17 protein-coding genes are annotated in these 13,529 nt (G+C 31.3%); 7 read left to right on the top strand and 10 right to left on the bottom strand.

The features are described from left to right. Positions 1-7 precede the first annotated feature (7 nt). On the top strand, positions 8-565 hold the full coding sequence (locus NH26_RS01055) for a 1-acyl-sn-glycerol-3-phosphate acyltransferase (protein ID WP_044226633.1): 558 nt from the start codon (positions 8-10) through the stop codon (positions 563-565). Positions 566-638: 73 nt separating this feature from the next. Here NH26_RS01055 and NH26_RS01050 read toward each other — a convergent pair whose 3' ends face one another. Together NH26_RS01050 and NH26_RS01045 are read right to left on the bottom strand one after the other, a co-directional pair. Then, positions 639-2,255, bottom strand: coding sequence for an ABC-F family ATP-binding cassette domain-containing protein (locus tag NH26_RS01050; protein ID WP_044226636.1), 1,617 nt, complete (start codon positions 2,253-2,255; stop codon positions 639-641). Between the two features lie 100 nt (positions 2,256-2,355). Then, positions 2,356-3,336, bottom strand: coding sequence for an Rpn family recombination-promoting nuclease/putative transposase (locus NH26_RS01045; protein WP_242427288.1), 981 nt, complete (start codon positions 3,334-3,336; stop codon positions 2,356-2,358). A gap of 152 nt (positions 3,337-3,488) precedes the next feature. Here NH26_RS01045 and NH26_RS01040 point away from each other — a divergent pair, with 152 nt between their 5' ends. Continuing rightward, positions 3,489-3,743 (top strand): hypothetical protein, encoded by a 255-nt coding sequence (locus NH26_RS01040; RefSeq protein ID WP_044226640.1) that lies wholly within the window; start codon positions 3,489-3,491, stop codon positions 3,741-3,743. 7 nt (positions 3,744-3,750) lie between these two features. After that, a complete protein-coding gene (locus NH26_RS01035; RefSeq protein ID WP_044226643.1) occupies positions 3,751-4,071 on the top strand; it encodes a DUF3467 domain-containing protein in 321 nt (106 codons plus the stop codon). A 39-nt stretch (positions 4,072-4,110) separates the two neighbouring features. Here NH26_RS01035 and NH26_RS01030 read toward each other — a convergent pair whose 3' ends face one another. The 3 genes from NH26_RS01030 to NH26_RS01020 all read right to left on the bottom strand — a co-directional run bounded on the left by NH26_RS01030 (position 4,111) and on the right by NH26_RS01020 (position 6,580). Then, positions 4,111-4,443, bottom strand: a complete 333-nt coding sequence (locus tag NH26_RS01030; RefSeq protein WP_044226646.1) for a tRNA-binding protein — start codon at positions 4,441-4,443, stop codon at positions 4,111-4,113. Next, positions 4,440-5,345 (bottom strand): hypothetical protein, encoded by a 906-nt coding sequence (locus tag NH26_RS01025; protein ID WP_044226649.1) that lies wholly within the window; start codon positions 5,343-5,345, stop codon positions 4,440-4,442. Before NH26_RS01025 ends, NH26_RS01030 begins: the two co-directional genes overlap by 4 nt. Before the next feature lie 449 nt (positions 5,346-5,794). Then, positions 5,795-6,580, bottom strand: coding sequence for a tRNA pseudouridine synthase A (locus NH26_RS01020; RefSeq protein ID WP_044226652.1), 786 nt, complete (start codon positions 6,578-6,580; stop codon positions 5,795-5,797). A 220-nt stretch (positions 6,581-6,800) separates the two neighbouring features. Between NH26_RS01020 and NH26_RS01015 the strand changes: the two genes are divergently transcribed. Further along, positions 6,801-7,316, top strand: coding sequence for a GNAT family N-acetyltransferase (locus tag NH26_RS01015; protein ID WP_044226656.1), 516 nt, complete (start codon positions 6,801-6,803; stop codon positions 7,314-7,316). On the opposite strand, the gene NH26_RS01010 is transcribed toward NH26_RS01015, so the two are convergent. From NH26_RS01010 to NH26_RS01000, 3 genes are all read right to left on the bottom strand, one after another. Beyond that, complete coding sequence (locus tag NH26_RS01010) at positions 7,308-8,177, bottom strand: MaoC/PaaZ C-terminal domain-containing protein (protein WP_052432188.1); 870 nt, start codon at positions 8,175-8,177, stop codon at positions 7,308-7,310. The genes NH26_RS01015 and NH26_RS01010 overlap by 9 nt on opposite strands. A gap of 123 nt (positions 8,178-8,300) precedes the next feature. Next, positions 8,301-8,564: a rhodanese-like domain-containing protein gene (locus tag NH26_RS01005; RefSeq protein ID WP_044226658.1), complete on the bottom strand. Its 264-nt coding sequence runs from the start codon at positions 8,562-8,564 to the stop codon at positions 8,301-8,303. 132 nt (positions 8,565-8,696) lie between these two features. After that, a complete protein-coding gene (locus NH26_RS01000; RefSeq protein ID WP_044226661.1) occupies positions 8,697-9,635 on the bottom strand; it encodes a hypothetical protein in 939 nt (312 codons plus the stop codon). A 167-nt stretch (positions 9,636-9,802) separates the two neighbouring features. Here NH26_RS01000 and NH26_RS00995 point away from each other — a divergent pair, with 167 nt between their 5' ends. Beyond that, a complete protein-coding gene (locus tag NH26_RS00995; RefSeq protein ID WP_044226663.1) occupies positions 9,803-10,342 on the top strand; it encodes a sugar O-acetyltransferase in 540 nt (179 codons plus the stop codon). A gap of 51 nt (positions 10,343-10,393) precedes the next feature. Here NH26_RS00995 and NH26_RS00990 read toward each other — a convergent pair whose 3' ends face one another. After that, positions 10,394-11,290 (bottom strand): Dyp-type peroxidase, encoded by an 897-nt coding sequence (locus NH26_RS00990; protein WP_044226666.1) that lies wholly within the window; start codon positions 11,288-11,290, stop codon positions 10,394-10,396. 170 nt (positions 11,291-11,460) lie between these two features. Between NH26_RS00990 and NH26_RS00985 the strand changes: the two genes are divergently transcribed. Continuing rightward, positions 11,461-12,441: a lysophospholipid acyltransferase family protein gene (locus NH26_RS00985; RefSeq protein ID WP_084812021.1), complete on the top strand. Its 981-nt coding sequence runs from the start codon at positions 11,461-11,463 to the stop codon at positions 12,439-12,441. Positions 12,442-12,525: 84 nt separating this feature from the next. Continuing rightward, complete coding sequence (locus NH26_RS00980) at positions 12,526-13,125, top strand: DNA-3-methyladenine glycosylase family protein (RefSeq protein ID WP_044226668.1); 600 nt, start codon at positions 12,526-12,528, stop codon at positions 13,123-13,125. Positions 13,126-13,185: 60 nt separating this feature from the next. Here the strand turns inward: NH26_RS00980 and NH26_RS00975 are convergent. After that, positions 13,186-13,529: group II intron maturase-specific domain-containing protein (locus tag NH26_RS00975; protein ID WP_317040941.1), on the bottom strand; the 344-nt coding region annotated here is incomplete at its 5' end.

Here is a 13,529-nt window from a genome sequence, read left to right as displayed (position 1 = left end):
TAACACCATGATTAAACTTTGGGTATGGCTTTTCAAATTATTGGGTTGGAAAGTGAAAGGAGAAGTTCCATATCATATTAAAAAGTGTGTAGTAGTAGTTGGTCCACACACAAGTTTCTGGGATTTTATAGTAGGTGTTCCTGCAAGAGAAATATGGGGACTTGAATCAAAATACTTTATCAAAAGTAGTCTTTGCAAAGGGTTACTAGGGAAAGTATTATTGAAGTTAGGGGCTATTCCAGTAGAAAGGAAAAAAAAGGATACAAGACTAGTTGATCAAGCTATTGAGCAGTTTAACGAGAGAGAAGAATTAATTATTGCTGTTACTCCAGAAGGTACACGTTCATACAATCCAAAATGGAAAAGTGGCTTTTGGCACATTGCTAAAGGAGCAAATGTACCTATTGTAATGGCTGGTATTTGTTTTAAAAAGAAAGAAGTGGTCATAGGTGAAAACTTTATGCCTACTGATGATAAGGATGCAGATATTCTAACGATAAAAACTTATTTAAGTAATTTTATTGGAAAGCATCCCGAAAAAGGAATTCAAAAGAACGAATTGTAATTCTGTCAACACAAAATAAAAAGGCCAGATCATTAAAATGATCTGGCCTTTATTATATAAATTAAACTATACACTACTTAGCATATAATTGTTCTCTCAATTCTTGAATTTGGTCACTTGAGATATACTCATCGTATGGCATATGACGGTCAATGATTCCGTTAGGAGTTAATTCGATCACACGATTACATACCGTTTGAATTACTTCGTGGTCATGAGATGACATCAAGATGTTACCAGGGAAATTAATCAATGAGTTGTTTAATGATTGGATAGATTCCAAGTCCAAGTGGTTAGTAGGAGTATCCAAGATCAAACAGTTAGCGTCAGTCAACATCATTTTTGACATCATACAACGCATTTTTTCACCACCTGATAGTACAGATGATTGCTTGAAGATCTCTTCACCAGAGAATAACATTTTACCAAGGTAACCTCTAATAAATGCTTCAGAAGTATCATGAGAATATTGTCCTAACCAATCTACAAGGTTAAGATCGTTTTGGAAAAACTCAGCATGTTCCAAAGGTAAATAAGCTGTAGTGATGGTTACACCCCACTTGAACTCACCTTCGAAGTTTGTATCCTTTTCATTTAAAATATCGAAAAGAGCTGTCATTGCTCTAGGATCTCTAGAAATGAATACGATTTTATCGTCTTTTTGCATGTTGAATTCAACATTCTTAAAGATCGTTTCCCCGTCGATAGATTTAGATAAACCTTCTACCTCAAGTATATTATTACCTGCTTGTCTTTCTGGTGTAAAGATAATACCAGGGTACTTTCTTGATGAAGGCTGAATTTCTTCCACATTCAATTTCTCCAACATCTTCTTACGAGAAGTTGTTTGTTTCGATTTGGCAGCGTTAGCAGAGAAACGAGCAATGAATTCTTTCAATTCTTTGATTTTCTCTTCAGCTTTCTTGTTTTGCTGTGCTTGCTGACGTGAAGCTAACTGACTTGATTGGTACCAGAAAGAGTAGTTACCAGAGAATAAAGAAATCTTTTGGAAATCGATATCAACAATCTGTGTACAAATTGAGTCTAAGAAGTGACGGTCGTGGGAAATTACCAATACCGTTCTATCAAAGTTAGCCAAGTAATCTTCTAACCATGAGATGGTCTCTTGGTCCAAGTCGTTGGTAGGCTCATCAAGTAATAAGTTATCTGGCTTACCAAATAAAGCTTGTGCCAATAACACACGTACTTTTTGCTTACCACTTAAGTTAGCCATTGTAGAATAATGCAAATCTTCAGAGATGTGCAGACCACTTAATAAGTTGGCTGCATCAGATTCAGCATTCCATCCATCTAGATCTTCAAAACGCTCTGTCAATTCAGAAATACGGATACCATCTTTCTCGTTGAAGTCCTCTTTAGCATAAAGATCTTCTTGCTCTTTTTTGATAGCCCATAGCTCATCGTGACCCATCATTACAGTATCCAATACTGTAGATTCGTCAAATTCGTGGTGGTCTTGCTTTAAAACAGAAAGTCTTTCTCCTTTACCAATGGATACACTACCTCTAGTAGGATCTTGTGCTCCATAAAGAGTTTTCATGAAAGTAGATTTACCTGCTCCGTTTGCACCAATAATGCCGTAGCAGTTACCTTCGGTAAATTTTAGATTGACATCTTGAAAAAGAACACGTTTGCCAAATTGAACGCCTAAGTTTGAAACTGTAATCATTATGTAATTATGAGATTTTCAATATAAGGTGCAAAAGTATGATTTTGAATGCAATGATAAAAGTTTGAGGTATAAATAGTTTTTAATATGACAGATATAACTATAAATCTTTAAGATCTATCATTGTTAATCCACTTAATTTTGCTGTATCCTCTTTGGATAAACCCATACTTATGGCTGACTTAGCCACTTCCATTGCCTTATGATATTTTCCTTCTTCAATACCTTTCTTTAGTCCTTCTTCTCTACCCTCTTCTCTACCCTCTTCTCTACCCTCCTTTCTGCCTTCTTCTAAACCAGCTTCAAGACCCTTTTCACGACCTTCCATATACCCTTGTTGCTGTGCATAATCAAGAGTATTAATATAATCTCTATAGGTTTTAAGTGAGTCTAAATAAGATTCTTTATCTTTTTTCATAAGGCCGGTATATTCTGCTATTTTTAAAACCCTTCTAAAAATGTTTTCTTGAAAAATTTTAGGCTGTTTTAAAAAGGAATTTAAATTCTTCAACAAATATAACCATTTATCAAATCTTGTAAGCAGTTCATTTTCATTCTTTTGGAATTTGGGTATTTCAAGATATACAAAAGTCAATTTTTCATAGAAAACTTCATTTCTATTTTTCTCCATCAGTTTTACTTGATGTAAAAAGTCCTCTTTATCATCAAAAGTAAAATCCATTAAGGCAATAATATAAACATGTTTCAATTCATAATTCCAGGCATTACCTTCTACTCTACCTTTAATGGCTTGTTCTTGAATCGGGAACGTAGAATAATAAAGAGATCTATCTTTAAAATACTGCTGTTTTGACCTTTGAAGTTCTACAATAAACTTCTCTCCAGATTGATTCTCACAATATAAATCGAAAATAGCTTTACGATCTGTTAAATTACTGGGTAAATGCTCTGTTGATTTATATTTTAAATCTTTTATTTGATCTTTAGCAGGAAGTAATTGATTAAGAAAATCGATCAATAAATCTTTATTTGCTTCTTCCCCAAAGATCTTTTTAAATCCAAAATCCGTGAACGGATGTATATACATTGAATGCATATTTTTGTCATTTTTATTTGACATAAGTTAGTTTTTAAGTTGTTAGATTAAAGAAATCATTCAACTCTTATGAATCGTTAAGCTGAATGTTCAATCAAATTAATTGATTTTTAAATGTTGCACAAGTTTTTTTATTTGTGATTGGACAATTCATTTACAAACTACTAAATTGCCATATGAATGAACAAATCGCAGTATTAATCAAAAAGCATAAAGACTTGTCTAAAGAGTCTGAGCATGAAGCTGCAGCAAAAATCACTAAAGAATATGTTTCAGGCAAATTTAGAGAAAGAGTGATTGAGGCCGCCTTTGAAATGTTAGCTGAAAGTGATAAATATGATGAAGACCACCCACTTGGTGGATATTATTATATAATTTATGAAATGCTTCATGCCGGAGCATATTTATTAGCAAAAGAAGATAAAAGTTAATTATAATATGGATCAAGAAAAAAAACCAGAAAATCAAATCAATATAGAATTGACAGATGATGTGGCTGAAGGTACTTACGCCAATTTAGCCATGATCGCACATTCAAATAGTGAATTTGTTATTGATTTTATTCGAATGATGCCTGGCTTACCAAAAGCAAAAGTAAAGTCTAGAATTATTCTTACCCCTGAACACGCTAAAAGATTATATATGGCTCTTCAGGATAACTTAAAGAAATATGAGGCTCAATTTGGACCAATAGGTAAAACTGAAGAAGCTCCTAAATTTCCAATGAACTTTGGAATGACCAACCAAGAGCCACAATAAATAAAAAGGACACACTATTTAAATAGTGTGTCCTTTTTTTTACCCTATCTTTTGCCCATTCTCTACTTGTTGATCCGGAATGAGCAAGTTGACAACTTTATTTTCTCCAACTGCTCCTAAAACTAGACATTCAGACATAAAATTAGCGATCTGTTTTGGAGGAAAATTTACAACAGCTATGATTTGTTTTCCAAGCAAATCTTCAGGTTGATAAATATCTGTGATTTGTGCAGAAGATTTTTTTACACCTATTTCCTTACCAAAATCAATGACTACTTTATAAGATGGATTTCTTGCTTCTTTAAAAACTTCAGCTTTCAGGATAGTGCCAACCCTTATATCTACTTTTTCAAAATCACTCCAACTTATCATTTTAAAGATATTTTTTTGATTTCACCTTCTTTTGTCAATTTTGCTTGAACTTCTTTCAATTCTTTAGCTCCGTAGGTATTAATTTCTCTATACTTCATTAGTGCTTGCAAATTCTTTCCTTTTTCGAAAACAGAAGTTTCCACATGTTCAAAAGAATCAGGATCGTTCATTTTTTTCTTTACTTCCTCGACAACTGCTATAATTGCTCCATCATTGTCTAATAATGAAGCAATCTTTTCTTTTTCATTGATTTGTTCCGATAACTCAGAAAGCAATTTGGGATTATATTTTGGATCAATTTCAATAATTAGATCTCTTGCCTCCTCAAATTCTTTCTCATCCATTAAAGTTTGTACCTTATTAATTTTAGTCTCGTTATCCAGTTCTTCTATTTTTGATAATAGAAAAGCTCTTTTTTTAGTATTGTAGGTTGTATCTATTTTAGCATAATAAATTTGAGCTTTTTCTAAGTTTCGCTCTTTCAAGTAAGTCTTCGTTTTCTGAACATTTTCCTCTATTGTTGCTTTTACTAATTTCTCCTTAATTGAATTAACTTCTTCTACCTTATAATCTGGTGATATCAAATTCAAATATTTTTCTGATGATCCATACCAACCTTTTTTAAGAGATAATTTTGCCTGTACCATAGCTGTTTCATTCAGCTGATCAGACAATAGAGTAACACTATCAGTTTTATAATCACTTGATATTAATGACAACTGTAGTTTAGCTTGTTGTAATGATTCTAGTTTACCTTGCTTTACAAATTTTTTGATAGATACAAACCTTCCATCATCGAATTGAAGTGAATTCTTGATTTCACCTGCATAAAAAAAGTAGGTAAATATTGTTCCACCTCCTAGGATGACAAAGAGTAATAAAAATAAGATGCCTTTTTTCATTGGAATAATTGTTCGTTTGTTTATTGTCTTCAAAAATTCAACCAAAAAATTTTTAGAATGTTATTATTTAATTGATGTATTAAAATATATTTTAACATAAATTAATATTAGATAAAAACTTAAGAAAAGTGAAATCTTCAATTATTGTATATATAAATATTGACAAAATATTATTCTGACTAAATAGCACGAACAATGTTATTATTATATTATTTATTTGAATAATACCATTTAAATCAAAATATTATAATATTTTAACAAATAACATATAACACTGTGCACACCGTGTAAGCAATTAAATATCCACTCTACACCTTGGATAATACAAAAAAATCGCGCTATATTTATACTCATAAAGCAGCAATAAGAAATAGTTTTTGGGTTATTAAAGGAATTAAAAAGTTACCAGCCATGCCGGTAACTTTTTTTATTTTATATCATTTTTAAATTTAATCAAATTCGATTTTGTAAAGATTTAAAGCAGATGCAGGGGCAACATATCCTAATTGTTTTGTGTTATCACTTGGGAGTAATGCCTTTTGGATATCTTCTAACGTCAATTCCCCTCTACCCAACAAGAATAAAGTTCCCATCATCATTCTCACTTGATTTCTCATAAAACCTTTTCCATGTACATATAGAATGTATGATTTCTTAGGAAAGAAAGATGCAGTAATTTCAGTATTTTCTTTTATTTCACAGTAATCAATAGTCCTTATTAAATCAACACCTTCTTTTGGTTGTTTACAGAATCTACCAAAATAATGTGTGCCTTCGTATAACTTAGCACCTTTTTTCATTATTTCCAGATCAAGATCATGCTCAACACTTATCATATATGGGGAACAAAACGGATGTATCTTTTCTCCAAATGTAAATAAGTATTGGTATTCCTTAGTTTTACTATCTTGAATTATATTAAATTTATCATCAACCTCTTTTATTGACAAAGCTTTAATATCCTGTGGTAGATTTTTATTGAAATTTTCAAGAAACTCTTCTTCGTCCAACTTTTTCCATACAAATAATTCAAATGCTGAATGATTAGCAGAAACATAAGTATCAGTTCTTGATGTTCCTAAGGTTTTAAACTTCACTTCTCCATCCAATAAAAAATTGATAGTTCTATCAATCATACCTTGTACTGTTTTTAATCCAGGTTGTACCATCCAACCATGAAACCTATAACCACAATACTGAACTTCTATCAAATAATTATATCTTTTATTTTTCATTTTTAGCTTAACACCAGTCAATTAATGTTATCATTTAACCATTACCTTCTTTGTCTCAAAGATTTGATAATGCAAATATAATAGACTCTACTTTAAAATATGTTTATTAAAACCGTAAGTTAGATGAGAAATTTTGTAAATTAAAGTGACTAATGCTAAACAAAAATAACAATGACGATTTATAATCGTAACATTGATTATTCTAAAAGAAAATACGAAAATGATACAGATAACTGAAGGAAACTTTCAAGAACTATGGGAAATCTATTCCTATTCTTTCCCATTAAGTGAACAAAGAACTAAAGACGATATTCTCCAGCTTATAGAAGAAGGAGAACTGAGCTTTCATGGTATTTATGAAGACGACAAACTCTATGGTTTAATTGCTTATAGACAATTGTCTAACTTTATATATATAGAATATTATGCAATGGCTGACTCTGTGAGAGGCACTGGCCTAGGTACAAGATTTTTAAATTTCTTTACACAACAATTTAGACACTATTGTATTGTCTTAGAAGTTGAAAAACCTACTTCTGAAATCAATAAAAAAAGAATTACTTTTTATGAAAGATGTGGTTTTAAATTTAATCAAAATGAATTTGAACAACCTGCAATAAATAGTGAAAGTGGTCCGGTACCTATGAATTTAATGTCTTGGCCTATTCAAATTGAAGATACTGGCTTTGAAATGGTAAAAGACATTTTATACAAAAGGGTCTACCATTTAGTATAAAACATGACCAACAGAAAGTTGTTTGCCCTTTGTATCACATAACTGAAGTTTACAAGGGGAATCAGTAATAGGGTGTGATGCTATCTTAACATCTACCCTATTTTGAGACAATTTCACGGGTTTAATAAATTTCAATTCAATTTCTTTAACCTTACCTTTTGTTTGTTCAATTAATTCAAACGTTTTAGCCAATTGACCTAAACCATGTAGTATTGTTTGTTTAAAAGGAGTTTTCTTGGCAATAAAATCTACCCAATGAATAGGGTTAAAATCACCTGTTAGTTTGGCAAACTCTAATCCTGCTTGTTTATTTACAGACCAATGACCGATTGTCTCCATTTCAATAGATTCTTCTGGAGTTCTATCCAATTTTTTCTTTCTTCCAATAATAAAAGCCGAGTACAAGGTAATTTCAATAATATTTTCTCCCTTTTGATGTCCTATATACATTTTTTGTTTTACTCTAGCTCTACCATTTTCTTCATATAGGTCAATAATATTAGTTTCAGCAAATATATTTTTGTTTCTCAAAAGATCGCCATGAACTTTTACATTCACTCCTTGATTAATTATTTTAGATATTTTGTAGGGAACTTTACACAATAACGACATACCCAAATGCAGTGCAAACTGACTGAACATATGTGGTGGTATAGATTGTTTATATTTAGAATGATCGCCGCCCGACCATTTTACATATGCATCTATTAAACCTTTTGGAGGCGTTTTTAATTTCCTCTCTAATGTAGGAATTTCACCTTTGTTTTTTCTTTCTAAAAATGGAAAAATAGTTTTAAAAAAGATTCTGGTAATCATACCAATCATCTTTCTTTGTTGCCAGATAATTCGAGTATTATTCATTATTTAGTTAATTCATCCTTGGTTATGATTCGACAAATATAAAAAGCACATGCTGTAATCCAACATATGCTTTAACACTATCTCGATGTTTATCTAATTTTCTCTGTATTTTTATTTTATCATTTATCTTAAACTTTCCCAACCACCAGCGTTATATACTTCTTTTACCCCAGCTGCTTGTATTAAAGCTTGAGCAACTCCTGCTCTACCACCAGATAAACAACAAAGTACTATTGGGGTCGTACTATTTTTCACCTCATTCATTCTAGATTGAATATCATTTACAGGAATATTAATCGCATTTTCAATATGTCCTTCCTCAAACTCCATTACCGACCTTACATCAATTAATGTTGCTCCTTTTTGTATTATTTCTTTGTAATTCATGTTTCTATCATTTAAGTGATATACAAATATATAATACTGATTTTAGGGACATTGTAACAAATATCACATAAAAAGAAAGCTAACAAAAATGTTAGCTTCTTTAGAATCGATAGTACAGCACAAATTAATTTCTTATTGTATATCAAATACTGTCACTTTATTTTCTGTTTTAGAATAAGCGACCACTTTTGTATCACTTACTCCTACATCATATACTTGATTGACAGTTACAGAGGCCATTTCTTTTAAAGTCGTTTTATGATAAACTTTAACGGTACTTTGATCTTTATTACCTACTACTAAATAATTATCATTAACAGCTAACGTTACTTTTCCAGTTAAATTTTCGATAGTGTTTTCTACTTTACCAGAAGATTTACTTACAACAGCTATTTTACCACCTGAATAAGCGTAAATAAAATCTGCATCTTGAGTCGCATTCATTCCAAATCCTAATTCAAAATCCAAAGTGCCATCTTCAGTCAAATTCCCATTATTAAATGCATATTTTCGAATATGATCAGAAGGATCAAACCAATAAGTATCACTTCCATCCACTAGAACATAGTTAACGAACATAGATCCATATGGATTTTCCTTTTTATATATCTCATTTGTGATTTCACCCTCACCGTTTAAACCTAATTCAATCATACTTTCTCCTGCTTCTACGACAACCAATCCAGAAGGATTATAACTTAATGTTGCATAATTACCAGCTTTAAAAGATGATGTTATGTTACCATTCTCAAGATCTATCGCAACTACTTTATTATCAAATGCAGTTCCATCTACAGCATATATTTTAGTACCACTTACAGTAACATCATTTAATGGTCTTGTAGGTGTAAATGAGTTTCCTTCTACTAATTGTATTGATTTTGAATCCTCAACTGTTGGTTTACCAACTGTCACTTTTTCAAATTGATGGTCTGAATTATCAGGTGTATGTTGATGTTCAGGATTTTCTACTTGAGGAGTTCTATTTTCTGGTTCTAATTTATCTGTATTTTCACAACTGAAGATGATTGTTGCTAAAGCTGCAATTGTAAATATTTTAGTAATTTTCATTGTTATAATCTTTTATTGTAACTGTTTTTACGAGATTTTAACAATTAATGGATGAGTATATATTCATTTATAATATAGTGTTAAGTATTATTAAAATATGCCATTACTTAACTATCTATTAATCAAATGTTTTACATTTAGTTTAGGCACAAACATTAATATGGAATATGACTGAAAGAGAAAAAATGATAAAGGGGTTTCCCTATAACGCAGATGATATATCTCTTGTAGAAGACAGAAAAACAGCTAAACGATTATTTCATGAATACAATTCCTCCCCTGTAGATCTTAAAGTAGAAGTATTAGACGAACTTTTTAGAAATAAATTTGGTGCACATATTGAAGCTCCTTTCCGATGTGATTATGGTTATAATATTAAAATAGGTAAACACTTTTATAGCAATTTTAATCTCACTATCCTTGATGTTGCTCCAGTGACCATTGGAGACCACGTATTTATTGCTCCCAATGTGTTGATTGCAACAGCAGGTCACCCCATTGACCCTGAGGAAAGAAGTGCTGGTGTAGAGTTTGGAAAACCAATCACGATAGGTAATAAAGTATGGATTGGTGGAAATGTAGTAATTGTACCTGGAGTTAATATTGGAGATAATGTTACCATCGGAGCAGGAAGCGTGGTGACTAAAGATATACCGAGTAATTCCGTTGCAGTGGGAAACCCTTGTAGAGTAATAAAAAGTATATAAAAAAAGGCAGTAGATGTACACCTACTGCCCCATATATAAATTATTGTTTTTCTAGTCTTCCAAAATTGTTGCTAATTCTAAAGTAGAGGGAGCAAATGAATAAGCTCCTGAAACAGCAGTAGAATAATTCATTATTTGATCTGAATGTCCATCTTCAGTATTACCTAACATTCTATCTAATTGAATATCTACTCTAAACGGATCACAAGTATAGGTAATGAACATTAATCCTTTTTCTTTAGCAGAACCAAACGGAAAAGATCTTCTCCAAATCTTCATTGCAACACCATCATGTTTAGCATCAGTTCTTGACACATGAGAATCTACAGGCATGTCATCACCTTCAAGTTCAATAGAATCTACTTTTGTTCTACCAATTACTTTCTCTTGAACACCTACTGGTAATTCATTAAATTTCTGAAGATTATGTATCCATTTTTGATGAAATACATATGTTCCTCCTTCCCCTTTTTCACCTTCGGGAATTAGTGCAGCTAAATATTTTTTTTCTTCTTTTGGATTAGCAGAACCATCAACAAAACCAGTCAAATCCCTGCAATCTTTATATTTAAAACCATTTTCTGAAAGTACAACTTCAGAAATCCCATCCAATGCCTCTTGTATTTTTATTGTCTGATCAAGAACCAATGATGCATCTCCACCAATAATTCTAAAATATAAATCTGATTGATTTGATGGCATCTCATGACCATTTTTACCCTTTATCGTCTCAAAAGATTTTAATTTATCTGGAAGATGATTAGGTGATATTTTTTCAAGTAATGTTTTACCAAATGAAACCACAATCTCAATAGTTTCATCTACTGGCTTAACTGCTTTTCTAATCGCTTTCTTTATAGTAGATACATCTGATGAAGTAACTTCGAATTCTGAAACATTAAAAATATTCCCTTCTTCATTAAAGATACCTAATTGATAATTTGTCATTTTGTAGATTTAATAAGATAAATAATATAATGGGATTTGTAGTAAAATCTCATTCCTATGGTTTGTACTATAAAGTTAAACGACTTTCTTGAAAAATCATCTTAATACATTATCATATATTAGTGAGATTTATCATTACTCAAATATGTTTTTACGTTAGTATATAGTAAATGTTGAAAGAAAAAGGAATGATACCAATATTATTCATTAACTTTCAACTTGTTTTGAATAGACGATTACAGTTAAAATATTTAAACTTTAGAATGATAACAAAAATATTATACACATTATTCATAAAGCCGATTACATTACTCCCATTTAAGATTTTATATCTATTTTCTGATTTTCTATACCTTGTTTTATATAGATTATTAGGATACAGAGTTAGTGTTGTTAGGAGCAATTTGAAAAATTCTTTTCCCGAAAAAACAGATAAAGAAATAAAAGATATTGAGAAAAAATTCTACGCTCATCTTTGTGATTTAATTGTTGAATCGTTCAAAGTATACAGTATTACCGAAAAGGAATTCTTCGAACATATTGAATACGATGATAATGGTTTAATAGATAAATATAAAGACCGTCACATCTGCGTTATTGGTACACATTTCAATAACTTTGAGTTTGCAGCAACATCAGCAACAAGAGCTGTAGGAAGAACAGTTCATGCTTTATATTCAAAACTTTCTAATGATTTCTTCAATACTAAAATGAAAGAATCAAGAAGTCAATTTGGTACTGAGTTTATAGAAAAACATGATGCAAAAGCTTTCTTTGCTGAAAAACATGATAATCCAATTGCTGTAATATTTGGAGCAGATCAATCTCCTACTTACAGTAAAAATGTTATATGGACTGAATTCCTTAATCAAGAAACTGCTTGTTTTTTTGGTCCTGAAAAATTTGCAAAAGAACTTGATATGGTGGTTATATTTACTAAAACCATCAAAGTTAAACGCGGGTATTACAAACTTACATTTGATGTTGTCACAGAAGATCCTTTGAACGAGGAACATGGTGCTATTACAGAACGTCATAATAGATATCTTGAAAAAGTGATTCAGGAAAACCCTCAGTATTGGTTATGGACACATAAAAGATGGAAACGTAAAAGAAATGAAGATGAAGTTGTATTACCTCCTTCATTCTAAAAATAGATACTTTAAAAATAGCTACAACATCAAATTGTAGCTATTTTTTTTGAACTTTTCTAAAGTGATTTAGTTTTTTAAAATATGTATACTGACGAAATAAATCATTTTAAAAAACAAGATCCTGTATTATATACAACTATCTCAAGTACTTTCCCCTTTCAAATGGAAAGTACTAAAAACGTATTACACGATTTAATAAGCTGCGTTATTGAACAACAAATACACTACAGGAGCACTAAAAATATCTTTAAAAACCTACTCGCCAAAGCTGATATTCGTTTTTTATCATTAGACAATTTTGACCAATTCGAAAAACACTCATTAAGTCAAATAAAGCTATCATCGAGAAAATTTGAAACAATTCAACATGTGATAGATTACTTCTCTGAAAATAACCATCATTGGGAACAATTATCAGATGAAGAAGTTAAATCAGCTTTATCATCAATAAAAGGTATCGGTACCTGGTCCATCGATATGATTTTAATCTATACTTTACACCGACCTAATATACTTCCTTATGATGATTACCATCTAAAGAATATCATTCATCAACTGTATTATAACAAAGAACTGAAAGTAAGTAAAACAATGCTCAAAACTGTCGGAGAAAAATGGAACCCTTATAAAAGTATAGCCTTTTTATATTTAATGGAATCGAGTAGACCGCCCCGTCAGTAAAAACTGACAGGGAGAGCCTCTCACACCACCGTACATACGGGTCTCGTATACGGCGGTTGGCTACTTTTCGGTTGCCTTAGTGTAAATATCTATCATGGAAATGTAACCTCTTTGTCTTAACCTACCCAACGTAATTGTTGTGTTAAGAATAGGACTTTGAGCTACAGCCCAACCACCTTTTCGCGTTCGACTCCATGCATATGCCTGACCTTGAGGAATACCTAAACGGATTAAGTTTTTACGCTTACGTTCGGGTTTCTTCCAGTCGTGCCAAATGCAGTAACGAAGCCTATTTCGAAGCCATTCGTCTAACTTTTTAAGTTTCAACTTGATGCTTCCTAGCTTAAAATAATTCACCCATCCACGTTGCACTTCTAGAAGTTTCTTGATGCGTTCGTCAAAAC

Source organism: Flammeovirga pacifica (assembly GCF_000807855.2).
Lineage (GTDB): Bacteria > Bacteroidota > Bacteroidia > Cytophagales > Flammeovirgaceae > Flammeovirga > Flammeovirga pacifica.
The sequence above is the reverse complement of the archived record's forward strand: the minus strand, read 5'-3'. Positions and strand labels throughout refer to the sequence as shown.